This window comes from Pseudomonas petrae (genome assembly GCF_021728295.1).
Lineage (GTDB): Bacteria > Pseudomonadota > Gammaproteobacteria > Pseudomonadales > Pseudomonadaceae > Aquipseudomonas > Aquipseudomonas petrae.
In genome coordinates, this window is the sequence record NZ_JAKJXE010000007.1 from 25,134 (window position 1) to 49,795 (window position 24,662).

21 protein-coding genes and 1 pseudogene are annotated in these 24,662 nt (G+C 61.2%); 9 read left to right on the plus strand and 13 right to left on the minus strand.

The annotated features are described in order from the left end of the window. Nucleotides 1–6 precede the first annotated feature (6 nt). Complete coding sequence (locus tag L4G42_RS13465) at nt 7–2,076, minus strand: carbon starvation CstA family protein (RefSeq protein ID WP_237252979.1); 2,070 nt, start codon at nt 2,074–2,076, stop codon at nt 7–9. Between the two features lie 153 nt (nt 2,077–2,229). Here L4G42_RS13465 and L4G42_RS13470 point away from each other — a divergent pair, with 153 nt between their 5' ends. Next, on the plus strand, nt 2,230–2,598 hold the full coding sequence (locus L4G42_RS13470) for a PilZ domain-containing protein (RefSeq protein ID WP_237252978.1): 369 nt from the start codon (nt 2,230–2,232) through the stop codon (nt 2,596–2,598). Nucleotides 2,599–2,609: 11 nt separating this feature from the next. Here the strand turns inward: L4G42_RS13470 and radA are convergent, their stop codons facing one another. Further along, on the minus strand, nt 2,610–3,977 hold the full coding sequence (gene radA / locus L4G42_RS13475) for a DNA repair protein RadA (protein ID WP_074888638.1): 1,368 nt from the start codon (nt 3,975–3,977) through the stop codon (nt 2,610–2,612). 198 nt (nt 3,978–4,175) lie between these two features. Here radA and mscL point away from each other — a divergent pair, with 198 nt between their 5' ends. Beyond that, nucleotides 4,176–4,625 carry a large-conductance mechanosensitive channel protein MscL gene (mscL, locus tag L4G42_RS13480; RefSeq protein WP_237252977.1) on the plus strand — a complete coding sequence of 150 codons (450 nt, stop codon included), beginning with the start codon at nt 4,176–4,178 and terminating at the stop codon, nt 4,623–4,625. A 168-nt stretch (nt 4,626–4,793) separates the two neighbouring features. Here the strand turns inward: mscL and L4G42_RS13485 are convergent, their stop codons facing one another. After that, the gene (locus tag L4G42_RS13485; RefSeq protein WP_237259382.1) at nt 4,794–5,570 is read right to left on the minus strand and encodes a ferredoxin--NADP reductase; all 777 of its coding nucleotides are present in this window, start codon (nt 5,568–5,570) and stop codon (nt 4,794–4,796) included. Between the two features lie 318 nt (nt 5,571–5,888). Here L4G42_RS13485 and L4G42_RS13490 point away from each other — a divergent pair, with 318 nt between their 5' ends. Together L4G42_RS13490 and L4G42_RS13495 are read left to right on the plus strand one after the other, a co-directional pair. Next, entirely contained in the window at nt 5,889–6,137 is a 249-nt protein-coding gene (locus L4G42_RS13490; protein ID WP_237252975.1) for a helix-turn-helix transcriptional regulator, read from the plus strand. 119 nt (nt 6,138–6,256) lie between these two features. Then, nucleotides 6,257–7,381 (plus strand): methyltransferase, encoded by a 1,125-nt coding sequence (locus L4G42_RS13495; protein ID WP_237252974.1) that lies wholly within the window; start codon nt 6,257–6,259, stop codon nt 7,379–7,381. Between the two features lie 84 nt (nt 7,382–7,465). On the opposite strand, the pseudogene L4G42_RS13500 reads toward L4G42_RS13495, so the two are convergent. From L4G42_RS13500 to L4G42_RS13535, 8 genes and pseudogenes are all read right to left on the minus strand, one after another. After that, nucleotides 7,466–7,591 (minus strand): annotated as a pseudogene (locus L4G42_RS13500) (DUF2474 domain-containing protein); the annotation flags it as partial. A gap of 150 nt (nt 7,592–7,741) precedes the next feature. Next, nucleotides 7,742–8,749: a cytochrome d ubiquinol oxidase subunit II gene (cydB, locus tag L4G42_RS13505; protein ID WP_237252973.1), complete on the minus strand. Its 1,008-nt coding sequence runs from the start codon at nt 8,747–8,749 to the stop codon at nt 7,742–7,744. A 3-nt stretch (nt 8,750–8,752) separates the two neighbouring features. Further along, complete coding sequence (locus L4G42_RS13510; protein WP_237259380.1) at nt 8,753–10,192, minus strand: cytochrome ubiquinol oxidase subunit I; 1,440 nt, start codon at nt 10,190–10,192, stop codon at nt 8,753–8,755. A 337-nt stretch (nt 10,193–10,529) separates the two neighbouring features. Continuing rightward, nucleotides 10,530–11,465: an alpha/beta hydrolase gene (locus tag L4G42_RS13515; RefSeq protein WP_237252971.1), complete on the minus strand. Its 936-nt coding sequence runs from the start codon at nt 11,463–11,465 to the stop codon at nt 10,530–10,532. 39 nt (nt 11,466–11,504) lie between these two features. Then, nucleotides 11,505–12,446 (minus strand): choline ABC transporter substrate-binding protein, encoded by a 942-nt coding sequence (gene choX / locus L4G42_RS13520; RefSeq protein WP_237252970.1) that lies wholly within the window; start codon nt 12,444–12,446, stop codon nt 11,505–11,507. Between the two features lie 302 nt (nt 12,447–12,748). Continuing rightward, nucleotides 12,749–14,965, minus strand: a complete 2,217-nt coding sequence (locus L4G42_RS13525; protein WP_237252969.1) for a xanthine dehydrogenase family protein molybdopterin-binding subunit — start codon at nt 14,963–14,965, stop codon at nt 12,749–12,751. Then, on the minus strand, nt 14,965–15,951 hold the full coding sequence (locus L4G42_RS13530) for an FAD binding domain-containing protein (RefSeq protein WP_237259378.1): 987 nt from the start codon (nt 15,949–15,951) through the stop codon (nt 14,965–14,967). Before L4G42_RS13530 ends, L4G42_RS13525 begins: the two co-directional genes overlap by 1 nt. Beyond that, nucleotides 15,948–16,472 (minus strand): (2Fe-2S)-binding protein, encoded by a 525-nt coding sequence (locus tag L4G42_RS13535; protein ID WP_074888607.1) that lies wholly within the window; start codon nt 16,470–16,472, stop codon nt 15,948–15,950. The genes L4G42_RS13530 and L4G42_RS13535 overlap by 4 nt, the downstream gene beginning before the upstream one ends. Before the next feature lie 306 nt (nt 16,473–16,778). Here L4G42_RS13535 and L4G42_RS13540 point away from each other — a divergent pair, with 306 nt between their 5' ends. From L4G42_RS13540 to L4G42_RS13560, 5 genes are all read left to right on the plus strand, one after another. After that, nucleotides 16,779–18,071, plus strand: coding sequence for an NCS2 family permease (locus L4G42_RS13540; RefSeq protein ID WP_237252967.1), 1,293 nt, complete (start codon nt 16,779–16,781; stop codon nt 18,069–18,071). Continuing rightward, the gene (gene trmA / locus L4G42_RS13545) at nt 18,068–19,153 is read left to right on the plus strand and encodes a tRNA (uridine(54)-C5)-methyltransferase TrmA (RefSeq protein WP_237259377.1); all 1,086 of its coding nucleotides are present in this window, start codon (nt 18,068–18,070) and stop codon (nt 19,151–19,153) included. Before L4G42_RS13540 ends, trmA begins: the two co-directional genes overlap by 4 nt. Before the next feature lie 315 nt (nt 19,154–19,468). Beyond that, nucleotides 19,469–20,761 (plus strand): MFS transporter, encoded by a 1,293-nt coding sequence (locus L4G42_RS13550; protein WP_237252965.1) that lies wholly within the window; start codon nt 19,469–19,471, stop codon nt 20,759–20,761. 220 nt (nt 20,762–20,981) lie between these two features. Then, nucleotides 20,982–21,875, plus strand: coding sequence for a KPN_02809 family neutral zinc metallopeptidase (ypfJ, locus tag L4G42_RS13555; RefSeq protein ID WP_237252964.1), 894 nt, complete (start codon nt 20,982–20,984; stop codon nt 21,873–21,875). A 4-nt stretch (nt 21,876–21,879) separates the two neighbouring features. After that, complete coding sequence (locus tag L4G42_RS13560) at nt 21,880–22,869, plus strand: alpha/beta hydrolase (protein WP_237252963.1); 990 nt, start codon at nt 21,880–21,882, stop codon at nt 22,867–22,869. A 299-nt stretch (nt 22,870–23,168) separates the two neighbouring features. On the opposite strand, the gene L4G42_RS13565 is transcribed toward L4G42_RS13560, so the two are convergent. Both L4G42_RS13565 and tesB read right to left on the minus strand, forming a co-directional pair. After that, on the minus strand, nt 23,169–23,768 hold the full coding sequence (locus L4G42_RS13565) for an HAD family hydrolase (protein WP_237252962.1): 600 nt from the start codon (nt 23,766–23,768) through the stop codon (nt 23,169–23,171). Continuing rightward, on the minus strand, nt 23,765–24,634 hold the full coding sequence (gene tesB, locus L4G42_RS13570) for an acyl-CoA thioesterase II (protein WP_237252961.1): 870 nt from the start codon (nt 24,632–24,634) through the stop codon (nt 23,765–23,767). The genes L4G42_RS13565 and tesB overlap by 4 nt, the downstream gene beginning before the upstream one ends. Between the last annotated feature and the right edge of the window lie 28 nt (nt 24,635–24,662).

Below are 24,662 nucleotides of genomic sequence, written 5' to 3' on the forward strand. Positions count from 1 at the left end.
GCGCACTCAATGGGTTTCCGGGAAGGCCTGGAACGGCGATTCCTTGTCGGTACGCTCTTTCTTGACCCACGCCGCACGGCCGACCTTCAGCGCATAGAACAGAATGCTCAGGACCACGAACAGGAACAGCGTGGTCAGGGTGGCGTTGGTGTAGGCGTTGAAGATCACGTGCTGCATCTGGTCCATGGTCTTGGCCGGGGCCAGCACCTGACCGGCGTCAGCCGCCGCGCTGTATTTCTTCGCCAGCGCCAGGAAGCCTACCGCAGGGCTCGGGTCGAACAGCTTGATGAAGCCTGCGGTGACGGTGCAGATCAGCAGCCACGAAGCCGGAAGGATAGTGACCCAGACGTACTGCTGACGCTTCATTTTGATCAGCACAACCGTCGCCAGCATCAGCGCGATACCCGCCAGCATCTGGTTCGAGATACCGAACAATGGCCACAACGTGTTGATCCCGCCCAGCGGATCGATCACGCCTTGATACAGCAGATACCCCCACAGCGCGACGCAACCACCGGTGCCGATGGCGTTGGCGGTCCAGGACTCGGTGCGTTTCAGCGCGGGCACGAAACTGCCCAGCAGGTCCTGCAGCATGAAGCGACCGGCACGGGTACCGGCATCCACTGCGGTCAGGATGAACAGCGCTTCAAACAGAATCGCGAAGTGGTACCAGAACGCCATGGTGTTCTGACCGGGGAACGCCTGGTGCAGGATCTGCGCGATCCCCACTGCGAGAGTCGGGGCACCGCCGGCACGAGCCAGGACGGTGTTCTCGCCGATGTCTTTCGCCACAGCGGTCAACTGATCCGGTGTGATGAGGAAGCCCCAACTGCTGACCATCTGCGCGACCGAGTTGACGTCGGAACCGACGATGGCAGCCGGGCTGTTCATCGCGAAGTACACGCCTGGCTCGATGACCGAAGCCGCGACCATGGCCATGATCGCCACGAACGACTCCATCAGCATGCCGCCGTAACCGATGTAACGGGCGTTGACTTCGTTATCCAGCAGCTTCGGCGTTGTCCCCGAAGAAATCAGCGCGTGGAAACCGGATACGGCGCCACAGGCAATGGTGATGAACAGGAACGGGAACAGGGTGCCTTTCCAGACCGGGCCGGTGCCGTCGGTGAACTGGGTCAGCGCAGGCATTTTCAGCTCGGGCGCAAGAATCAGGATGCCGATCGCCAGCGCGATGATGGTGCCGATTTTCAGGAACGTGGACAGGTAGTCGCGAGGCGCCAATACCAGCCAGACTGGCAGCATCGCAGCGACAAAACCGTAACCGACCAGCATCCAGGTAATCTGCACGCCAGTGAACGTGAACATCGGCGCCCACTCAGGACTTGCTGCTACAAGACCGCCGACCCAGATCGACAGCAGCAACAGCACGACGCCCACCACCGAGATCTCGCCGATGCGGCCCGGGCGGATGAAGCGCATGTAGATGCCCATGAACATCGCGATCGGAATCGTCGCCATGACCGTGAACATGCCCCATGGGCTCTCGGCCAGTGCCTTGACGACGATCAGCGCCAGCACCGCGAGGATGATGATCATGATCAGGAAACAGCCGAACAACGCGATGGTGCCGGGAATCCGGCCCATTTCTTCGCGGACCATGTCGCCCAGAGAGCGACCGTTACGACGCGTGGAAAGGAACAGGATCATGAAGTCCTGAACCGCACCCGCCAGCACGACACCGGCGATCAGCCACAGCGTACCCGGCAGATAGCCCATCTGCGCGGCGAGCACCGGACCGACCAGCGGACCGGCGCCGGCAATGGCAGCGAAGTGGTGACCGAAGAGAATGTGTTTATTGGTGGGAACGTAGTCGAGCCCGTCGTTCTTGAGCACCGCAGGGGTGGCCCGGGTCGGGTCGAGTTGCATGACTTTAGTTGCGATGAACAGGCTGTAGTAGCGATAAGCGACCAGATAAATGGCCACGGCGGCGACCACAATCCAGAGTGCGTTGATCGCCTCCCCGCGACGCAAAGCAACCACTCCCAGGGCCCAAGCCCCAAGGATCGCAACAATCAGCCAGGGCACGTGGCGCAGCAGACCATTATTATTTTTCATTTTTTTTGTTTCCAACTGAGTGGACTTATTTTTGTTCAGCAAGCGGAGTTTAGCGCCGCCGGAGCGAAAGGCTACCCCCACGATGGTCTAGCGCGATATTTGTCCTATAGTCAACGCAGCGGGCGCTTCAGGCGCTGAAGGAGTAGTTGCGTAATGACCGATAACCACAAAGATCGTCGTCGCTTCAAACGTGTTGCATTCGACGCGAAAACAAAACTCACCCAGGACGGCCAGACCTGGACCGTTCAGCTGATCGACCTGTCGCTCAAGGGGCTGCTGATCCAGAAGCCCTCGCCCTGGGACGGCGATCCCGACGAGCGCTTCATGGTCGACATCGAGTTGCAGGACGGTATTGACGTCGTGATGGAAGTGCAACTGACCCACGATGATCACAATCACCTAGGATTTGTTTGCAAGCACATCGAGCTCGATTCAGTGACGCACCTGCGTCGACTGATCGAACTCAACCTTGCCGATCACGGTGAACTGGAGCGCGAGCTCGGGGCACTGATACACATATAGGCCGCGCTGCCTTATTCGAACAACGCGTCCAGCGCTTGATCGAGGCGAGTCACGCCAATCACTGTCAGACCCGGCGGCGACTCTTTCGGGGCGTTGCCCTTGGGCACGATGGCGCGTTTGAAGCCGTGCTTGGCCGCTTCCTTGAGTCGCTCCTGACCACTGGGCACGGGGCGCACTTCGCCCGACAAGCCCACCTCGCCGAAAACCAGCAAGTCGCCCGGTAACGCACGGTTGCGCAGGCTGGACATCACAGCGGCCATCAAGGCCAGGTCGGAAGCGGTTTCCAGCACTTTCACCCCGCCCACGACGTTGAGAAACACATCCTGGTCATGGGTGGGAATGCCGCCGTGGCGGTGCAGTACGGCCAGCAGCATGGCCAGCCGGTTTTGATCCAGTCCCAACGTAACGCGCCGCGGATTGGAGAGGTGGCTGTCATCGACCAGTGCCTGCACCTCGACCAGCATCGGCCGCGTGCCCTCCCATGTCGCCATGACCACGCTGCCTGCGACTTCTTCCTGCGCTCGTGTGAGAAAGATCGCCGAAGGGTTCGAGACTTCTTTCAGCCCCTTGTCGGTCATGCCGAAGACGCCCAGTTCGTTTACAGCACCGAAGCGGTTTTTAACTGCGCGCAACAAACGCAGGCGGCCATCGGACTCGCCCTCGAAATACAACACGGTGTCGACCATGTGCTCCAGGACGCGAGGCCCGGCCAGCGCGCCTTCTTTGGTGACATGCCCGACGAGAAAGATCGCCGTGCCGCTCTGCTTGGCGTAACGCACCAACAACGCGGCGCTCTCGCGAACCTGGGATACGCCGCCGGGCGCTGACTGCAGCTGTTCGGTGAAGATGGTCTGGATCGAGTCGATTACCATGACCTTCGGCTGCTCGATGCGCGCCGTGGCAATGATCGTTTCAATGCAGGTCTCGGTCATGACCCGCAGTTTGTCCTGGGGCAAGCCAAGCCGACGGGCACGCATCGCGACCTGCTGCTGCGACTCTTCGCCGGTGACGTACAGCGCGGGCATGCGCTCGGCGATGGCGCAGAGGGTCTGCAACAGAATGGTTGACTTGCCGATGCCGGGGTCGCCGCCGATCAGCACCACGGAACCATCCACCAGACCGCCGCCCAGCACGCGATCGAGTTCGGTTGAATTGGTGGAAAAACGCGGGATTTCTTCGACGCTGACTTCCGCCAGGGTTTTGATCTGTGCCTGTTGGCCGGTCCAGCCGGAACGACCGCTGGGCGCAGCCGCCGTGCTGTTGTCGATGACGGTTTCAACGAGGGTATTCCAGGCGCCGCATTCGCTGCACTGGCCCGCCCATTTGGGAAACGTCGACCCGCACTCGGTGCAGCCGTACATGCGTTTGGCCTTGGCCATGAGACCCCCGATGTAAAAAGGGGGCAATCATACCCGATGCGTCAAACCGCGGGCGCAGCGCTAACGAGCATGCATGCTTTTGGAGGATTAAATAAAACTTACCGGGACGTACCCGGTCGATTGCATGGATTAAGCGAGATGCAGGTAGCTGACTTACACTGCATTTACCACTCTCATCTGTAACAAAGGAATACACCCATGAGCGTACTAAGCGAGTTCAAAGCCTTTGCCGTAAAAGGAAACGTCGTCGACATGGCCGTCGGTATCATCATCGGCGCGGCATTCGGCAAGATCGTTTCGTCGTTCGTCGGCGATGTAATCATGCCGCCCCTCGGGTTGCTGATCGGCGGCGTGGACTTCAGTGATCTGGCTATCATGCTGCGGCCCGCCGAAGGGAACGCCCCTGCTGTGATGCTGGCTTACGGCAAGTTCATCCAGACCGTAATCGACTTCATCATCGTGGCCTTCGCCATCTTCATGGGCGTCAAGGCGATCAACCGTCTTAAACGCGAAGAGGCCAAAGCACCAACCCTGCCGCCAACGCCGACCAAAGAAGAGCTGCTGCTGGGCGAGATCCGCGATTTGCTGAAAGAGCAGAACAACAAACCGGCTGCGCCATTGCCGGTGACGCCTGACCGGTTCGTTTAAGGACACTGACTGTAGGAGCGGCCACAACCTGTTGCGGCCAGAAAATTTGTAGAAGCGCGCTTGCCCGGGAACAGGGTGTGTCAGACAAGGCAGATGTCACTGACAGATCGCATTCGCGGGCAAACGCGCTTCTACAGTGATTTTGCGGTGTCTCCAGCGGGATCCGACCTACCAATAATTCTCCACCGCAATCTGACCCGGCTTGCGCGTCAATGCCAGGCGCATGTCTCGGGTTTTCAGGACCGCGCGGGTGTCTTCGATCATCTGCGGATTGCCGCAGATCATCACCCGTGAGTGCTCGGGTGTCAGCGCGACGCCGGCCGCCTTCTCCAACTCACCGTTCTCGATCAGCGTGGTAATCCGTCCGTTGAGCGCCCCGGGATGAGGCTCCCGCGTCACCGTCGGGATGAACATGAACTTGTGCGCGTACTCGGCCAGGTATTCGCGCTGGGTCAGCTCGGCAAGGAGCTGCTGGTAGGCCAGCTCCCGGGACTCGCGGACGCTGTACACAAGAATGATGCGCTCGAATTTTTCCCAGACCTCGAAGTCCTGCAGAATCGACAGGAACGGCGCAACACCAGTGCCTGTGGACAACATCCAGAGGTCGCGACCGTCCGTGAAACGATCAAGGGTCAGGTAGCCCACCGCCTGTTTTTCCACCATCAGCGTGTCGCCCTGACGAAGCCGGCTCAGCTCGCTGGTGAATTCGCCGTTGGGTACCACGATAGAGAAGAATTCGAGGAATTCATCGAAGGGCGAGGACACCACCGAATACGCCCGCCATACGGTCGTGCCATCGGGTTTGGTCACGCCCAGACGTGCGAATTGTCCCGCCGTGAATCGGAAACCGGGATCGCGGGTGGTGCGAAAGGTAAAGAGACTGGGAGTCAGCGGCGTAACGTCCAACAGTGTTTGCCGGGTGAATTTCTCTGCACTGGCCGTCATGGGGCGCTCCTGGCTCCTGTCTCACAAAAAGGGTGATCAGTGTCCCGCAAACCCGCCGCGATAAACACCGTCGGTTTGTAGTGATATCCGCAACGGCCCGGGCAATTTTTAGAGTATTTCGCTATCGGCGTTATCGCCAAGTGGTTCATGTGGCGACGCTAAACCCTCTTAACCTGTTGATTATAATGGCAATTAAAAAAAATGTTGGCGGCTCATCGGGTGCTACTTCGGCGCGCTTACCAAGCACGCTCCATTCGAGGCCGTGATTGTTTCCTAGACTTCGATCAGGACGATCAAGACTGAGCACGGAGGCACACGATGGAAACTCGAAAGCTGGGGGAAGACTGCACGGCGAGCGCGGAGACGCTGACCTACAAGGGCCTGACGATCAGAGAGGTGGAGGTATTGAAGTGGTCCGCTACTGGCAAGACAGCGGCAGAGGTCGCGTTGATTCTTGATGTCACAGCGCGCACCGTTAATTTCCACGTGGGCAAAGCCATCCAGAAGATCGGCGCCTGCAATAAGATGTCGGCAGTGGTCCAGGCAACGAAAGACGGGGTGATCTAGGCACAAGGCGAAGCAGGGGTGAAAAGCCCGGTGCGCGCGGGCAAAAAACACGTAAAATCCCCGGCTTCGCGAATCTGGACACGCCGGTCGCGCCATCCACGACTGGAACTGCTCCGCCCATGCCCCTGCTTACCACCCCGTTTGCCCAGCTCGACCTGATCCGCCAGCCGGAACAGTCGGATGAGCCCTTGCAGGCCTTCGATGCCGCCGACGAGTATCTGCTCAACCACGTCGCTGAACAGGGGGTGACGCTGCAAACGCGGGTGCTGGTGCTCAACGACAGCTTCGGCGCGCTCGCAACCAGCCTCGCGCCCCATGCGACAGTGGTCAGCAGCACGGATTCGTACCTCGGCGCTCAGGCTCTGGAAAAGAACCTGGTGCGCAACGGCCTGACCTATGACGCGGTGCCGGTGATCCCGGCGAGTGCGTCGTTGACCGGCCACTTCGACTGGGTGCTGATTCGCGTGCCGAAGACCCTGGCCTTGCTGGAAGAACAGCTGATCCGTTTGCAGGGCCAACTGGCCCCGAACGCCAGAGTCGTCGCTGCCGGGATGATCAAGCACCTGCCCCGCTCGGCTGGCGAGCTGATGGAAGAATACATCGGCCCCGTGCAGGCATCGCTCGCAGTAAAAAAAGCGCGGCTGCTGCTCTGTACCCCTGAAGCCAAAACCGTTCAGCCCTCGCCCTACCCCACCCGTTACACGCTGGACGAGCCAAAAATCGAGTTGATCAACCACGCCAACGTGTTCTGCCGCGACGGTCTGGACATCGGCACCCGGGCCTTCCTGCCGTACTTGCCCAAGGGCCTGGGCTCGGCGCGGGTCGCAGATCTGGGTTGCGGCAATGGCGTGCTCGCCATCACCAGCGCGCTGGACAATCCCGACGCGCATTACACGCTGGTGGACGAGTCGTTCATGGCGGTGCAGTCGGCGCAGGAGAACTGGAGACTGGCGCTCGGCGAGCGTCCTGCGATGATTCACGCAGGCGACGGGCTGGCAGCGCAGGACCCCGATTCGCTGGACGTCGTCCTGTGCAATCCGCCGTTTCACCAGCAGCAAGTGGTCGGCGATTTCCTCGCCTGGCGGATGTTCCAGCAGGCGCGCTCGGCCCTGGTCACCGGCGGCGCGCTGTACATCGTCGGCAACCGTCATCTGGGCTATCACAGCAAATTGGCGCGGCTGTTCAGAGGGGTGGAGCAGGTGGCTGCGACGCCGAAGTTCGTGATTCTCAAGGCGCGTAAATAGCGCTCGTCGCGCTCCCTGTGCGGCCTCCAGATGTGAGGCCCAAAAAAACCCGCCGAAGCGGGTTTTTTATCGAGCGCGAATCACTCAGTGCGACTTCATGCCTGCCGCTGTCATGAACATGCGCAGCAGCATGGCGACGACGAACAGCGCCAGCACGCTGCCGGTCCAGATGATCAACAGCCAGCCGATGCGTTGCCACAATGGTTTGCCCTTCGCTGGATCAACCTCGCGTTCAAGATCGTTGCGAGCCTGTTGCGGATCCTGGTTCCGGGTCTCGTATTGAACAGATTCTTTAACCGACATCGCTAAACCCTCTTCTCCCGCAGTCAGGCCCCGGCGATAAACCGGGGCCTCTTTCTGCTAGTGATAGCCGTGTTCGTGGGTGACTTTGCCGCGGAATACGTAATAGCTCCAGAACGTGTAACCCAGGATCAGCGGAATGATGAACAGCGTACCGATCAGCATGAAACCCTGACTCTGTGGCGGCGAGGCCGCGGCCCAGATGGACACTGCTGGCGGAATGATGTTCGGCCACAGGCTGATGCCCAACCCGCTGTAGCCGAGGAAGATCAGCACCAGCGTCAACAGGAACGGCGCGTAGTTGGCGTTGCGCGCCACCGCTTTGAACAGGCCGTACATTGTCACCATGACCAGTGCCGGCACCGGCATGAACCACAACAGGTTTGGCAGGCTGAACCAGCGATCGGCGATGGCCTGATGCGCCAGTGGCGTCCACAGACTGACGATCGCCATCACCACCAATGTCGCGAGGGCCAAGGGTCGTGCCAGATCGTGCATGGCTTTCTGCAACGCCCCCTCGGTCTTCATGATCAGCCAGGTGCAGCCGAGCAAGGCGTACGCCACGATCAGCGCCAGACCGCAGAAGACCGAGAACGGCGTCAGCCAGTCCAGCCCACCGCCGGCATAGGCACGATCGACCACAGGAATGCCGTCGATGTACGCGCCCAGTGCCACGCCCTGGAAGAACGTCGCCACCAGCGAACCGCCGATGAACGCCTTGTCCCACAGGTGACGCTTGACGTCAGTGGCCTTGAAGCGGAACTCGAACGCCACGCCGCGGAAGATCAGCCCGAACAGCATGAAGATCAACGGCAGGTACAGCGCTTCAAGCACGACCGAGTAGGCCAGCGGGAAGGCGCCGAACAAGCCGGCCCCGCCCAGCACCAGCCAGGTTTCGTTGCCATCCCAGACCGGCGCGACGGTGTTCATCATCACGTCGCGGTCGGTCTTGTCCTTCATGAACGGGAACAGTATCCCGATGCCCAGATCGAAGCCGTCCATGATGACGTACATCATGACGCCGAAGATGATGATCACGGCCCAGATCAGTGGAAGATCGATATCCATGGCTCAGTTCCCCTCAGTCAGACTGTCTTTGCGGTGGTCCGTGCTGCTTTCATCAGCAGCAGAGAGAGGACGCGCCGGGGTGCGTTTCTGCCCTGGTCCGCCGTGTGCCGGAGTGTCGCCTTCATGGGTTTTAGGCCCTTTGCGCACCAGACGCATCATGTAGCCGAAGCCCGTGCCAAACAGCAGGAAATACACCACCACGAACAACACCAGGGTAATGCTCAACTGTTCAACGCTGTGCCGGGACACCGCATTCGCCGTGCGCATGATCCCGTAGACCACCCACGGCTGACGCCCGATTTCGGTGGTGAACCAGCCCGCCAGCATGGCGATCAGACCGGCCGGCCCCATGCACATGACCAGACGCAGGAACCAGCGGTTGGTGTACAGCCCGCCGCGCCAGCGCAGCCAGGCGCTCCACAGACCGACCGCGATCATCAGCATGCCCAGCATCACCATGACGCGGAACGACCAGAACACGATCAGCGAATTCGGACGGTCTTCCGGAGGGAAGGACTTCAGCGCCGGGATCTGCTTGTCCAGGCTGTGGGTCAGGATCAGGCTGCCCAGATACGGAATCTCGACCGCGTACTTGGTGCGCTCTTCTTTCATGTCCGGGATGCCGAACAGAATCAGCGGGGTCGGCTCGTCACCGACGTTTTCCCAGTGACCTTCGATGGCAGCGATCTTGGCCGGTTGGTGCTCAAGGGTGTTCAAGCCGTGAGCGTCGCCCACCACTGCCTGAATCGGCGCAACGATCAGCGCCATCCACATGGCCATGGACAGCATTCTGCGGATCGCCGGGTTGTCGCGGCCACGCAGCAGATGCCAGGCCGCCGATGCGCCGACGAAAAACGCCGTGGCGACGAAGGCGGCAATCGCCATGTGCGTCAGACGGTACGGGAACGAGGGGTTGAAGATCACCGCGAACCAGTCCACCGGGATGATGCGGCCATCGACAATCTCGAAGCCCTGCGGGGTCTGCATCCAGCTATTGGAAGCCAGAATCCAGAAGGTTGAAATCAGTGTGCCGACTGCCACCATTGACGTGGCGAAGAAGTGCAGGCCGCGGCCGACGCGGTTCCATCCGAACAGCATGACGCCGAGGAAACCCGCTTCGAGAAAGAAGGCGGTGAGCACTTCATAGGCCAGCAACGGCCCGGTGACAGCGCCGGCGAAGTCGGAGAAGCGACTCCAGTTGGTGCCGAACTCGTACGCCATGACCAGACCCGAAACCACACCCATGCCGAAGTTGACGGCAAAGATCTTTGACCAGAAATGGTAGAGGTCGCGGTAGGTGTTGTCATGGGTTTTCAGCCACAAGCCTTCGAGCACCGCAAGGAAGCTCGCCAGACCAATGGTGATGGCAGGGAAAAGAATGTGAAACGAAACGGTGAATGCAAACTGGATTCGGGCGAGATCGAGCGCCTCTAAGCCGAACATAGGTCTTCCTCTGTCAGGTGGAACTGGCTTCAGACTCGGGGCCTGCAGCGACTGCCCCCACGGGGTATTGAGTACGAGGTGTGGCGTTTGTTCTCGTGGATTCGTACTCAGGTCGGCGACCGGGGAGATGCGTCAGGCGGCCAGTTCGACCAATACAGGCCAGAGCATTGATCCAGGTCAGCTGACAGTGAAAGAGTAGTCCCATTTCGGCACTTGCTCCGCGTGGTCTTTTGTCGCGTGGCGAGTTGACTCACCTTTCAGGGCGGCGCAGTCGGCGGCAAGCAGAACAGAGTGGGCTGATTCGCAGCGCAGCACTTACCACGTCTAAGTGGTGGTCCTACAACGGATAGCGAATAAAGCCCAACAGCGCAGAGACCAGTCGCTGATAAAGCGCGTCCACTTCTGGCACCTGGCTCTTGGCCCTGAGACTGCCGTGGAGCAGCCCGAGCCCGGGATCGAACTCAGTGCGCACACCCGCTTCACGCAGCGCGCGCTCGTAGGCGATGCCGTCATCACGCAAGGGGTCGAACTGTGCGACGGCGATGAACGCAGGCGCCAGATCGTGGAAGTCCCCGGCGTTGAGTGGCCGGGCGTAGGCCGATTGTTCGTCCTCCGTCATGTAAAGCTGCCGGTAATACGCCAGCTCATCGGTGGAAAGAAGTGGTGCGTCGGCGCACTCACGGCGTGAGGGCAGATCGTTGGCGCCCCCCAACTCCGGGTAAATCAACGCCTGCCCGACCGGTTGACGTTCACCGGAATCGCGCAATACCAGACACACTGCAGCAGCGAGATTGCCACCGGCGCTGTCCCCGGCGATGGCGATGCGACGCGGGTCGATGTCCAGCCGCTGCGCCTGAATCTGCAAGGCGTGCCAGACCGCCAGACAGTCGCCGAACCCTGCGGGAAAAGGGTGTTCGGGAGCCAGCCGGTAATCCACGGCAACGACCACGGCGTTGAGGTCGGCCGCCATGGCTGCGGTCAGAAAGTCGTGGGAATCGAGATCGCCGACGACCCAGCCGCCGCCGTGGATGTACATCACGCACGGCGCCGGGTGTTCGAGGGACAGCCGCTGAGGCCGGTAACTGCGCACCGCCACACCGCCGAGGGCGAAATCCCTTACATCGAGGTGCGCCGGACGGGTGGGCGTGAACGCTTCACTCATCCGGGAATACGCGCGGCGCTGCTCGTTGATATCCTCAGACGCGCTGCTGAAGCTTAGCGTTTTGGTCACGAACGCCGTCATTTCGGGGGACAGCGGGTAAGACTTGGGCATTGGCTGCTCCAGCCCGAGCCCTTGGCCAGGCCTGCGTGTTTATTTATTCACCGCCACTTGCACGGCGGCCGCTGCGTCTTTGCCATCGAATGTCGTCACGCCATCCAGCCAGCGCTTCATGTCTTCAGGATGATCCTTGAGCCACTGCCGAGCAACGTCGTTCGGCGCCTTGCGGTCCATGATCGGCACCATCATCTGGCTTTCCTGAGCGGCGGTGAACTTCAGATTGCTCATCAGCTTGCTGACGTTCGGGCAGCGCGACGCGTAATCCGGCGCCGTTACCACTGAAACGGTCGCCGCGCCTTCACTTGGGCCGAATACGTCTTCACTGCCGGTCAGGTAGGCGATCTTCATGTTGATGTTCATCGGGTGCGGGGTCCAGCCGACGAATACCACCCATTCATTACGCTTGATCGCACGTTGCACCGCCGCGAGCATACCCGCCTCGCCGGACTCGACCAGCTGGAAGCCGCCAAGCCCGAACTGGTTGTTCTCGATCATGCCCTTGATGTTGGCGTTGGCACCGGTGCCGGGCTCGATGCCGTAGATCTTGCCGCCAAGCTTGTCTTTGAATTTGGCGATGTCGCCGAAGGTTTTCAGCCCGCCCGACGCCACATAGTCCGGCACTGCCAGCGTCGCTTGGGCATCACTCATGCTCGGCACGTCGAGCACCTTGACCTGATTGGCCGCCACAAAGGGCGCGATGTTCTTGTCCATCGCCGGTTTCCAGTAACCCATGAACACGTCGAGCCGATCGTCACGCAGACCGCCAAAGACGATTTGCTGGGCGGCGCTGGTCTGTTTGACCTCGTACCCCATGTTCTGCAGCAGCACTTCGGCGACAGCGCTGGTGGCGACGACGTCCGTCCAGTTGACCACACCCATGCGCACGTTCTGGCATTTGGCGGGTTCTGCAGCCAGCAGGACGGTGCTGCTCAGCATCAATACACCGCAACTGATATGACGAATAAATGACTTCATGCGTGCTCCTCGGGTCGGCTCGTTATTTTATTCAGCTCTTTTCGGCAGTTTTTCAAGGCTTGAAGACCCACGGCAATACGGTGGCTGCCGCGTTGATGCAAAGTACGCAGCAGGCCTGAGCATCAAGCGCACCAGCGCGACCTGTGCTTGCACTGGGGCGACATTGAATGAGGGAGTATTGGAGGGCACAGCAAAGAGACTGTAGGAGCGCGCTTGCCCGCGAACGCGGTGTGTCAGTGACGTAATCGTTCTCTGACACACCGCGGTCGCGGGCAAGCGCGCTCCCACAGGGTAAGGCGTGGTTAAAGCACCTTATCCAGCGTAATCGGGAATTCCCGAACCCGCTTGCCCGTGGCGTGGTAGACGGCATTGGCGATGGCTGAGGCCACGCCGACGATGCCAATCTCGCCCACACCCTTGGAGCCCAGATCGTTGACGATGCTGTCGTTCTCTTCAACGAAAAACACGTCGATCTCGCCGATGTCAGCGTTCACCGGGATGTGGTACTCGGCCAGGCTGTGGTTCATGAAGCGCCCGAGGGTGTGGTCGGTCTGGCTTTCTTCCTGCAAGGCCTGACCGATACCCCAGACCACGCCGCCGAGGATCTGGCTGCGCGCGGTTTTCGAGTTCACCACCCGTCCAGCCGCAACCGCGTCCACCACACGATTGACGCGAATGGTGCCCAGGTCTTCATCCACTAACACTTCGACGAACACCGCCGAGTGCGTCGCCGTCGAATAACCCTCGCGTTTGTCGTCAGGTTTGGCGTCGATCTGTACATCCAGCGTCTCGTGGGACGACTCGCGGACGATGTCGGCATAAGCAAAACGCTGATCGTCGATGAGCAGATAACCGTCGCCGTAACCGACATCGGCCATGTCCACCACTGCGTATTGCGGATGCGCCATGCGCACGGCGTCGAGCAGCTTGGCGCGCAAGGCACGGCAGGCTTGCTGCACAGCCGTACCGACGGACGACACCGTGAACGAGCCGCCCTGCAACGGCGATGTCGGCAGCGAAGAATCACCCAGAACGAACGTGACGTCTTCCGGGTTCACGCCGGCGGCCTCGGCGGCGATCTGGGTCATGACCGTGTAAGTGCCGGTGCCGATGTCAGTGGTGGCGCTGCTCACGGTGATCTTGCCGCTGCTGTCGATGCTGGCCTTTGCGCTGGCCGGCATTTGCATGGCTTCCCACACACCGCCGGCCATCCCCCAACCCACCAATTGCCGGCCCTGACGCATGCTGCGCGGCTCGGGGTTGCGCTTGCTCCAGCCAAAGCGCTCGGCGCCTTGCTCATAACAGGCCAGCAGTTCTTTGCTGGAGTACGGCTTACCTTCGTTGCCGTTGCTGTCGGCAAAGTTGACGATCCGCAACTGCACGGGGTCGATGCCGGCCGCAATGGCCAGCTCGTCCATCGCACATTCCAGCGCGACCATGCCGGAGGCGGCGCCTGGTGCGCGCATGTCCAGGGGCGTGTAAACGTCCAGCGGCGCCAGCTTGTAGCTCAACTGCACGTTGTCGCACTGATAGAGCATGCCGCTCCATTCAACGACGTGCTCGGTGAAGTCTTCGAAACGCGAGGTCTGGCCGATCGCGTCATGGGCGATCGCCATCAGCTTGCCGTCTTTGGCAGCGCCAATGCGCATGTGCTGCAGGGTTTGTGGACGATAGCCGAAGGTAAACATCTGCTGGCGGGTCAGCGTCAGGCGTACCGAACGCTGAAGTTTCAGCGCCGCCATGACGGCCAGCGGCAGCTGGTATTGCGGGCGCAGGCCGGAGCCGAACGCGCCACCGACGAAGGCGGCGAGAATGCGGATCTTCTCTTTCTCCAGGCCAAAAACGCTGTGCAGGTAATCCTGGCAGTTCTGCGTGCCCTGGGTTTTATCGTGGATCTCCAGGCTGCCGTCAGGCTTGTAAAACACCGTCGACGCGTGCGGCTCCATCGGGTTGTGGTGTTCGTTGGGCGTGCTGTAGTGCGTGTCGACAGTCACCGCGGCGTGGGCGAATGCGCCCGGAAAATCTCCGCGCGGCTTCGGCGTTTCGGCCGGCGCCGTATGCGCGTCACCCTGGCCGACGCTGAGGTCGGTCTGGTGCGACTTAATTTCGTATTCGATACGCACAAGGGAGCCGGCATGCCGCGCCAGCTCAAGGGTGTCTGCCACGACCAACACCAGCGGCTGACCGCTATAGAGCACCCGATCATTGTAAAAGGGGCGGAACGGCGAACCTTCAGCAGAATCGGCGTCTTGATAGTCCTCGTCATAGCTGGCGATGGGCGGGCGGTTGGTGTGATCGATGACCGCGATTACGCCAGGAACCGCCAGCGCCTGCGAGGCATCAATGCGCACGACGCGGCCGGAGGCGATGGTGCTGGAGACCACGCTGCCATGCAGCAAGCCGAGCTCCGGGTACTCGCCGGCGTAGCGGGCCTGACCGGTGACTTTCAGGCGTCCATCAACGCGGTCCATCGGTTGCCCCAGCGCGGAGCTTCCCGGGATTGGTGTGTTCGCGTTCATTAAACAGTTCCTCCCAAGGTGGCGTCGCTCAAGGCGCGAACGATCGCGCGGCGCGCCAGCTTGATCTTGAAAGCGTTGTGCGCGAGCGGCTGAGCGTCGCGCAGCATCGCGTCGGCAGCGGCAACAAAGTTTTCCCGCGAGACCGGCTGCCCCTTGAGCGACTGCTCGACGGCCGTGTCACGCCAAGGTTTGTGTGCCACGCCACCCAAGGCGATGCGCACATCACGAATCACGTCGCCATCCAGTTCAACGGCCGCTGCCACCGAGATCAGGGCAAAGGCGTACGACGCGCGGTCACGGATTTTCAAGTAGTGGCTGTGCTGCTGAAAACGTGGCGCAGGCAGCTCGACGGCGGTAATCAGTTCATCGTCGGCGAGCTGGTTGTCGCGCTGGGGTGCATCCCCCGGCAAGCGGTGGAAGTCAGCGAACTCGATGACCCGGGCGCCGGCGCGGCCCTGAACGTGTACGCGGGCTTCGAGCGCTGCCAGAGCAACGCACATGTCCGAAGGGTGCGTCGCGACACAGGCATCGCTGGCGCCGAGAATCGCGTGAATGCGGTTCAGCCCGTCTTTGGCCGGGCAACCGGTGCCCGGCTCGCGCTTGTTGCACGGCACGGTTGAGTCGTAGAAGTAGTAGCAGCGAGTGCGCTGCAATAGGTTGCCACCGGTGCTCGCCATGTTGCGCAACTGCGGCGATGCGCCCGCCAGAATGGCTTGGGACAGCAGCGGATAGTCGCGCTCGATCAGCGGATGCCACGCCAAGTCGGCGTTACTCACCAGCGCGCCGATCATCACGCCGCCGCTGTCGGTTGCGCGCACGTCTTTGAGCGGCAGCCCGGTGATGTCGATCAGGTGCTCGGGGCGCGCGATGTTTTCTTTCATCAAATCCAGCAGGTTCGTACCGCCAGCAATGAAACGGCTGGCAGGACCCGCGAGGTTAACCGCCTGAGCGATGTCGGACGGCTTGCTGTAGCTGAAGGGATTCATTGGCCGCGCCCTCCCTGATCCGGCGCGGCATTCATGGATGGCAAAACTTCCACCACCGCTGCGCGGATATTGCTGTAGGCGCCGCAACGGCACAGGTTGCCGCTCATCAGTTCTTTCACTTCGTCATCGGTGCTGGCGCGGCCTTCGTTGGCCAGGCCCACCGCCGAGCAGATCTGCCCGGGCGTGCAGTAGCCGCACTGAAAGGCGTCATGCTTGATAAACGCTTGCTGCATCGGGTGCAGCGTGTCGCCGTCGGCAAGCCCTTCGATCGTGGTCAGCTCGGCGCCGTCACACATGATCGCCAGGGTCAGGCAGGCATTGATGCGTTTGCCGTCGCGCAGCACGGTGCATGCACCGCATTGGCCGTGGTCGCAGCCCTTTTTGGTGCCGACCAGATCGAGCTGCTCGCGCAGCAAATCCAGCAGCGTGGTCCAGGGCTGTACGTCCACTTGTCGGGTCTGGCCGTTCAACGTCAGAGCGATAGAATGCCCTGCGAACGCCTGTTCATTGGTTGCACTCATGGGAAGCCTCACGGTAGGTACTCGATCAGCGCAGTGATCTGCGTCTTAAGGGGTACGACTTGCGGGGTTTCGGAAACGTTCAGGGTTTGTGACGAGCGTTTTGACTCAGTGCGGCAGATGGCGGCGCAAGGCCAATCCGGACATTTGCAATCCGACGACAAGCGCCAGGCCCCATCGCCCGGAGCTGCTGGTATGATGCGCGGCTTTTTGCAACTGGCAGAATTTGTGCAAGCCGTTTCGGTGAGCTGTGCTTTGCTGTTTCAGTCGACTACATAAATGACGCGGAGCGTCACCGGGGAGCCTTAAATGCTGGAGCGGTTGTTTCAACTCAGGGCGCATAACACCAATGTGCGCACCGAAATTCTGGCCGGGGTCACGACCTTTCTGGCCATGGCCTACATCCTATTCGTGAACCCGAGCATCCTTGGCGAAACCGGCATGGACAAGGGCGCGATCTTCGTCGCGACGTGTCTGGCCGCGGCCATCGGTTCCACCGTGATGGGCCTGATCGCCAACTACCCGATCGCGCTCGCGCCGGGCATGGGCCTTAACGCCTTCTTCACCTACACCGTCGTGCTGCACATGGGCCACACCTGGCAAGTGGCGCTGGGCGCGGTGTTCATTTCGGCGGTGATGTTTTTCCTGCTGTCGATCTTCCGCATCCGTGAATGGATCATCAACAGCATCCCGCTGCCGCTGCGCTCGGCCATCGCTGCCGGTATCGGCCTGTTCCTGGCGCTGATTGCCCTGCACAACGCCGGTATCGTGGTCAGCAACCCCGCCACGATGGTCGGCCTGGGTGATCTGGCCAAACCGGCGCCGATCCTCGCGGCCCTGGGTTTTGCGCTGATCGTGGCCCTGGAAGCTTTGAAAGTGCGCGGCGCGGTGCTGATCGGCATTCTGGCCGTGACCATCATTTCGATTGCGATGGGCTTCTCGCCATTTGGCGGCGTGGTGTCGATGCCTCCTTCGCTGGCGCCGACCTTCCTGCAGCTGGACATTCCCGGCGCACTGAACATCGGTCTGGTCAGCGTGATTTTCTCCTTCCTGTTTGTCGACCTGTTCGATAACTCCGGCACCCTGATTGGCGTCGCCAAACGCGCAGGCCTGATGGGCAAGGACGGGCACATGCCGAAGATGGGCCGTGCGCTGATCGCCGACAGCACTGCCGCGATGGCCGGTTCCTTGCTGGGCACCTCGACCACCACCAGTTACATCGAATCGGCTGCTGGCGTGAGTGCTGGTGGGCGGACCGGTCTGACGGCCATTGTGGTTGCCGTGTTGTTTCTGCTGGCGCTGTTTTTCGCACCGCTGGCCGGCAGCGTTCCGGCATTCGCCACCGCCCCTGCCCTGCTGTTCGTGGCCGTGTTGATGACCTCGGGCCTTGCCGAAATCAACTGGGACGACATCACTGAAGCGGCGCCGGTGGTGATCACCGCGCTGGCGATGCCGTTCACCTATTCAATCGCCAACGGCATCGCTTTTGGCTTCATTTCCTGGACCGTGATCAAGCTGCTGTCGGGCCGGGGTCGCGAGCTGAATTCGGCGCTGGTCGTGCTGTCGATTCTGTTCGTGATCAAGCTGGGCTTTTATCCATGAGTTCTACGTTCGACCCTGCAAGCTATACCGCTCAGCTCGATGAGAAAGCCGCGCGCCTGCGCGAGTTGCTGGCGCCGTTCGAGGCGCCGGAACCTCAGGTCTTCGATTCGCCGCGCGAGCATTACCGCCTGCGCGCCGAGTTCCGCCTGTGGCGCGACGACGGCAAGCGCCACTACGCCATGTTCACGCCGGGCGACAAGCACACCCCGATCCTGATCAACGATTTCCCCATCGCCAGCCAGCAGATCAATGCGCTGATGCCGGTGCTGCGGGACCGTTGGGAAGCCAGCAAAACGCTCAATCACAAGCTGTTTCAGGTGGACTTTCTGACCACGCTGGCCGGTGACGGCATGATCACCCTGTGCTATCACCGCCCGCTGGATGACGCCTGGCAGGTCGAGGCCGAGCAATTGGCGGCTGATCTTAAGGTCAGCGTGATCGGGCGTTCGAAAGGTCAGCGTCTGGTGATCGGCCGCGATTACGTGACCGAGAAGCTGGAAGTCGCCGGCCGCACGTTCAGCTATCGCCAGCCGGAAGGCGCGTTCACTCAGCCCAATGGCACGGTGAACCAGAAAATGCTGAGCTGGGCGTACGATGCGCTGGGCGACCGCGACGATGATTTGCTGGAGCTGTATTGCGGCAACGGCAACTTCACGCTGCCGTTGGCGACCCGCGTGCGCAAGGTGCTGGCGACCGAGATCAGCAAGACGTCGGTCAACGCGGCATTGAGCAACCTGGCGGACAACGAGGTGAATAACGTGTCGCTGGTGCGACTGTCGGCTGAAGAGCTGACAGAAGCGCTGAATGAGGTGCGCCCGTTCCGTCGTCTGGCCGGTGTCGATCTGAAAAGCTACGACTTCGGCAGCGTGTTCGTCGACCCGCCCCGCGCCGGCATGGACCCGGACACCTGCGAGCTGACGCGACGCTTCGAGCGCATTCTGTACATCTCGTGCAACCCGGAAACCCTGGCCGCGAACATCGCACAGCTGCACGACACCCACCGCGTCGAGCGGTGCGCGTTGTTTGATCAGTTCCCGTATACCCATCACATGGAGTCGGGGGTTTTGCTGGTTCGCCGCTGACACCCTGGTGTGCTGGGTCAGTTCAAATTGCAGGAGCCGGCTTGCTGGCGAATGCGGAGTGTCAGAGTCATGGATGTCGACTGACGCTCACGGTTCGCCAGCAAGCCGGCTCCTACAGAGCGGTGTGTCAGTGGGACCGGCTTCAGCCGGGAAGAGGCCCTCAGCCATTACACCACGCCACACTGTGCGCATCACATCCATGCGCACGCAGCATATCCCGTACCATCCATCATTAAATTCCTGACAGCTAGCGGCTAACTGCGCCAGACCGGTGTATAACTCTCGGCCGTCTTTCGCTTCGATGGATGCCTTGCCTTGAGCCCCGAATCGCCCGCCCCGTCCTCTGAATCCTCCGCTAAAAGCGCCCTGCGGCTGCCCGGCTTTTTTGCCTTCCTGACCGCGCGTCTTGCTGCCGTTTTCGCCATGCAGATTCAGGCAGTGGTTGTCGCTTGGCAGGTCTACGACATGACCCGCAGCCCGATCTCCCTGGCCTATGTTGGCCTGGCACAGTTCATTCCGATGCTGCTGCTGTTGATGCCAGCCGGCGACCTGATCGACCGCTACGATCGCAAGCTGATCCTGACCATCAGTTGGTCGGTGCAAGCGATGTGCAGCCTGATGCTGATGCTGTTCTCGGTCACGCACCATCAAGACACTCGACTGATCTACGCCACCCTGGCCCTGTTCGGATGCGCGCGGGCGTTCACCGGGCCGGCGTTGCAGAGCCTGCTGCCACAAGTGGTACCGCGGGAAAAACTCGCCTCGGCCATCGCCACCAACAGCATGATCATGCGCATCGCCACCATCGCCGGGCCTCTGGTCGGTGGCGGGTTGTATGCGGCAGGCGGCGGCGGGCTGACCTATTCAGTGTGCATGGCCAGCTTCATCGCTGGCGTGCTGTTGCTGATCCGCGTGCCGGTGCTCTATGCCGGGAAGAAGCAGATCCTCGAGTCCACGGCCTGGAAGCGCTTCACTGCCGGCATCGCCTTCATCCGCTCGCGACCGATCATCCTCGGCACCATTTCCCTGGACCTGTTTGCCGTGCTGCTCGGCGGCGTGGTGGCGCTGCTGCCGATTTATGCCCATGAAGTGCTGCACCTGGGACCCCAAGGTCTGGGCGCGCTGCGCAGTGCGATGAGTCTGGGGGAGGTCAGCACCGGTCTGTACCTGAGCTTCCGGCCTTTTGATCGACATGTCGGTCTGGTCATGTTCATCGCCGTCGCGGTGTTCGGTGTCGCCAATCTGGTGTTCGCCCTGTCGACGCTGTTCTGGCTGTCGCTGCTGGCTTTGATGATCGCCGGTGCGGCGGACATGGTCAGCGTCTATATCCGCTCCACACTGGTGCAGTTCTCGACGCCGGACGACATGCGTGGGCGGGTCAACGCCGTGAATATGCTGTTTATCGGTTCGTCCAACGAGCTGGGCGAATTCCGCGCCGGCAGCAGCGCAGCGCTCTGGGGTGCCGTGCCCGCCGCGATCATCGGCGGCCTGTGCACACTGGGTGTCGTGGGCGCCTGGATGGTCGGCTTCAAGGCCCTGCGCCAAGTCAACCACTTCGCCGACGCCTCGCCTGTCGAGACCACCGAGAAGCAGACGGCCAGGGTCTAAACCAGCCGCTGAATCTCAGGGGCGAGCTCAAATTACGCTCGTCCCCTTCGCAGCTTCGTCACCCTTACAAAAACAATGGACGGCGGCTAGACGTCTAAACGCAGGTTCCAGGTACCTGATCGCCTGAACCATTCCCCCTCCCCTCCTCTCTTAGTCCAGCAGACCAGACGGCGCACGCCCGCCGTCTACACTTCCCACACGACCAAAAGAGGATTCCCCCATGCTATGGAAAAAAGGACGTCGCAGTGACAACGTCGTGGACGCACGTGGCGATTCCGGGGGTGGCGGTGGTGGCGGGATGCGCATTGGCGGCAAGGGGCTGGGGATTGGCGGGATCGTGATCATCGTTGCGATTGGCCTGCTGACCGGGCAGGACCCGATGCGGATTCTGGGGGAGATCACCGGCCAGATGGGTTCGGAGCAGACCGCAGCGGTCAACCCGCAAACGCGCCAGGCGCCGCCGGCCAATGACGAGCAAGCCGATTTCGTGCGGGCGATCCTGGGCGACACCGAGGACACGTGGCAGCAGGTGTTTCAGCAAAGCGGGCGTCAGTACAAGGCACCGACCTTGATCCTGTTCAGCGGTCGGGTGCAATCGGCCTGTGGCTCCGCCTCTTCGGCGAGCGGCCCGTTCTATTGCCCGGCTGACCAGCGCGTGTACCTGGACATGGAGTTCTTCCGTGAAATGAGTCAGCGCTTCAAGGCGGCGGGAGATTTCGCTCAGGCGTACGTGATTGCTCACGAAGTTGGCCATCATGTGCAGACCTTATTGGGGGTTTCGGCTAAAGTTGACGCCGCCCGCCAACGCGGCATGAAAATGGAAGGTGACAACGGTTTGCTGGTGCGTCAGGAGCTGCAAGCTGACTGCCTGGCAGGTGTTTGGGCCAACAACGCACAAAAGCGTTTGAACTGGCTGGAGCCGGGTGATATTGAGGAAGCGCTGAACGCCGCCAACGCCATTGGCGACGACCGCTTGCAGCAACAGGGTCAGGGCCGGGTCGTGCCAGACTCGTTTACCCACGGCACCTCTGCCCAGCGGGTTCGCTGGTTCAAGACAGGTTTTGCCCAGGGACAAATCAACCAATGCGATACGTTCGCCGCCAAGAGCCTCTGATCACATGATGAAACCGCTTTCGATCCTGTTGTTGGGCACCCTGATGAGCCTCAATGCTCATGCGGCGGATCAGGCGGTTAAATCCATCAGCCCCGACCGGCTGCAGATCAACGGGACGACCCAGGCCACCCTCGGCCTGAGTCAGAACTGGGTTCGTCCCAGCCCCCAGGTCCAGCGGGTGGTCATTGTTTTTCACGGTCGGCTGCGCAACGCGCAAACCTACCTGCGCAGTGTCGAGCGCGCAGCCAATCAGTCCAGGCAGCGCTCGAAAACGTTGCTGATCGCGCCTCAATTTCTCGACGAAAAAGACATCGCAGAGCACCGCCTGCCCGAGTCGGTACTGCGCTGGCACGCCAATGACTGGATGGCGGGCGAGAAGTCGTTGGGTCCCAAGCCGGTCAGCTCCTTTGTGGTCATCGATCACATCCTCAAGCGTCTGAGCGACAGCAAGCTCTTTCCCAATCTCAAAGAGATCGTGATCGCTGGCCATTCGGGCGGTGCTCAGGTGGTGCAGCGCTACGCAATGATCGGTGGCAAGGAAGACGCGTTGCTGAAGAAGGAAGGCATCAAGCTACGCTATGTGATCGCCAACCCGTCCTCGTACGCGTACTTCGACGCGACCCGACCGATGCCGGTCGATGCGGCGAGCTGCCCGACCTTCGACACCTGGAAATACGGCCTGAACAAGCTACCCGCGTATGCCGGCAAGGAAACACCCGCCGAGCTTGAGGCCGCATACGTGAAGCGGGACATTACTTATCTGTTGGGCGAGCTGGACACCGATCCGGAGCACCCGGCGCTGGACAAGGATTGCGGTGCAGAAGCTCAGGGGCCGCAGCGTCTGGCCCGCGGTCACAACTACTTCGATTACCTGACCAAGCGCCACCCGGAAGGCTTGAATCAGCGTCTGGTGGAAGTGAAAAACGTCGGGCACAACGGCGACGCGATCTTCACCTCACCTGAAGGGCAGACGGCGTTGTTCAAGGCGAATTGATATCGGTTAAAGGCTGCGGTGGGTCCCGGCTCATTCCCGGCTGAAGCCGGTCCCACTGTCTAGACGCGGCACTACGTAGGACCGGCTTTAGCCGGTAAGAGGCCAGCACGTACACCTCCAATTTTGCGGTGTATCGCCATACGCCTTCCCGGCTGAAGCCGGTCCCACTATTTGAGCGCGATTCGACAGTGGGACCGGCTTTAGCCGGGAAGAGGCCGGTGTGAACACCATCAATTTTGTGGTGAATTGCCGGACGCCTTCCCGGCTGAAGCCGGTCCTACTATTTAAACGCAGCCGCATCAGCGACTCGCGCCAATCATCTTCCTCAACGCCACGCAGTCGGCCGCATGCCAGTCGGTCAGTTCCGGCCATGGATTTTCCGGGAGATTGACCAGCACGGTCTGAGTGCCTGCCGCCCGACCGCAGGCCAGGTCGAACTGATAGTCGCCCACCATCACCATTTCCGACGGCTGCACATTCCACGCTTGCGCGAGTTTCAGCAGGCCGCCCGGATCAGGCTTGGGCGCGGCCTCGTCACGGCCGAGCACGTCTTCTACCGCAAAGCAGTCCGCGATGCCGATGGCGTCCAGCGTCACGTGGGCAAGCTCCCGGGCATTGCGCGTCAGGATACCGAGACGATAGCCTCGCCCCGCCAGCTCCCTCACCAACTCAACCGCGCCAGTGGCGGGTCTGGACTCAATCGCCAACGCGCGCTCGTGCTCCAGCAGCCAGGCGTGTTTCGCCGCCGCAACATCGGCAGGCAGCGCGGCGAGATGGCCGAGAATGTCGTCCTCCTGGGGGATATCCAGCGCGCGTTTGATGGCCGGAAAATCATGGGCAGCGACGGTCAGCGTGCCGTCCATGTCGAATACCCAGTGGCGTACCTGTGTGAGGCTCATGACCAATCCTTACGGTGGCGAATCAAACCTTCCTGACTGACCGAAGCAACGAGCTTGCCCGCGCGGTTGAACACGCTGCCACGGGAAAACCCGCGTGAATTGCCCGCCCACGGGCTGTCCATGGCATAGAGCAGCCAGTCGTCGGCGCGCAGTTCGCCGTGGAACCACAGCGAGTGATCGAGGCTGGCGATCTGCATGTCCTTCTGCCAGACCGTCTTGCCGTGGGGCAGCAACGACGTGGTCAGCAGGTTGAAATCCGACGCGTAGGCAAGCATGTAGCGGTGCAAGGCAGGGATGTCGGGCAACGTGCCGTCAGCGCGAAACCAGATGTATTTGACCGGGTCAGCAGGCTTCGGGTTGTAGGGATCAGACTCGGTGACTGGCCGGAACTCGATGGGCTTGGGACACAGCAGCTTGTCCTTCATGTGCTCCGGAATCAGGTGCTCGCGCTGACGCATCAGTTCCAGCTCCGACGGCAGGCTTTCCGGGCCGACCACTTGTGGCATCTGGGTCTGGTGCTCGAAGCCTTCTTCGTCGTACTGGAACGACGCGCTGCAGGTGAAGATCGGCTGCCCTTTCTGGATCGCCGTCACTCGGCGCGTGCTGAAACTGCCGCCATCACGGACCCGGTCGACCTGATACACCACTGGCAAGTGCGCATCGCCGGGCCGCAGGAAGTAGCCATGCAGTGAATGCACATGACGCGCGTCTTCGACCGTCTTGCTCGCCGCCGACAGCGACTGCCCCAGCACCTGACCGCCAAACAGCTGGCGAAAGCCAAGGTCCTGGCTGCGTCCGCGGAAGAGGTTTTCTTCGATCGGCTCCAGGCTCAACAGCGACACCAGATCATCCAGTACGTGACTCATTCAGGGTTCCTCACACGGTCGTCTCGCC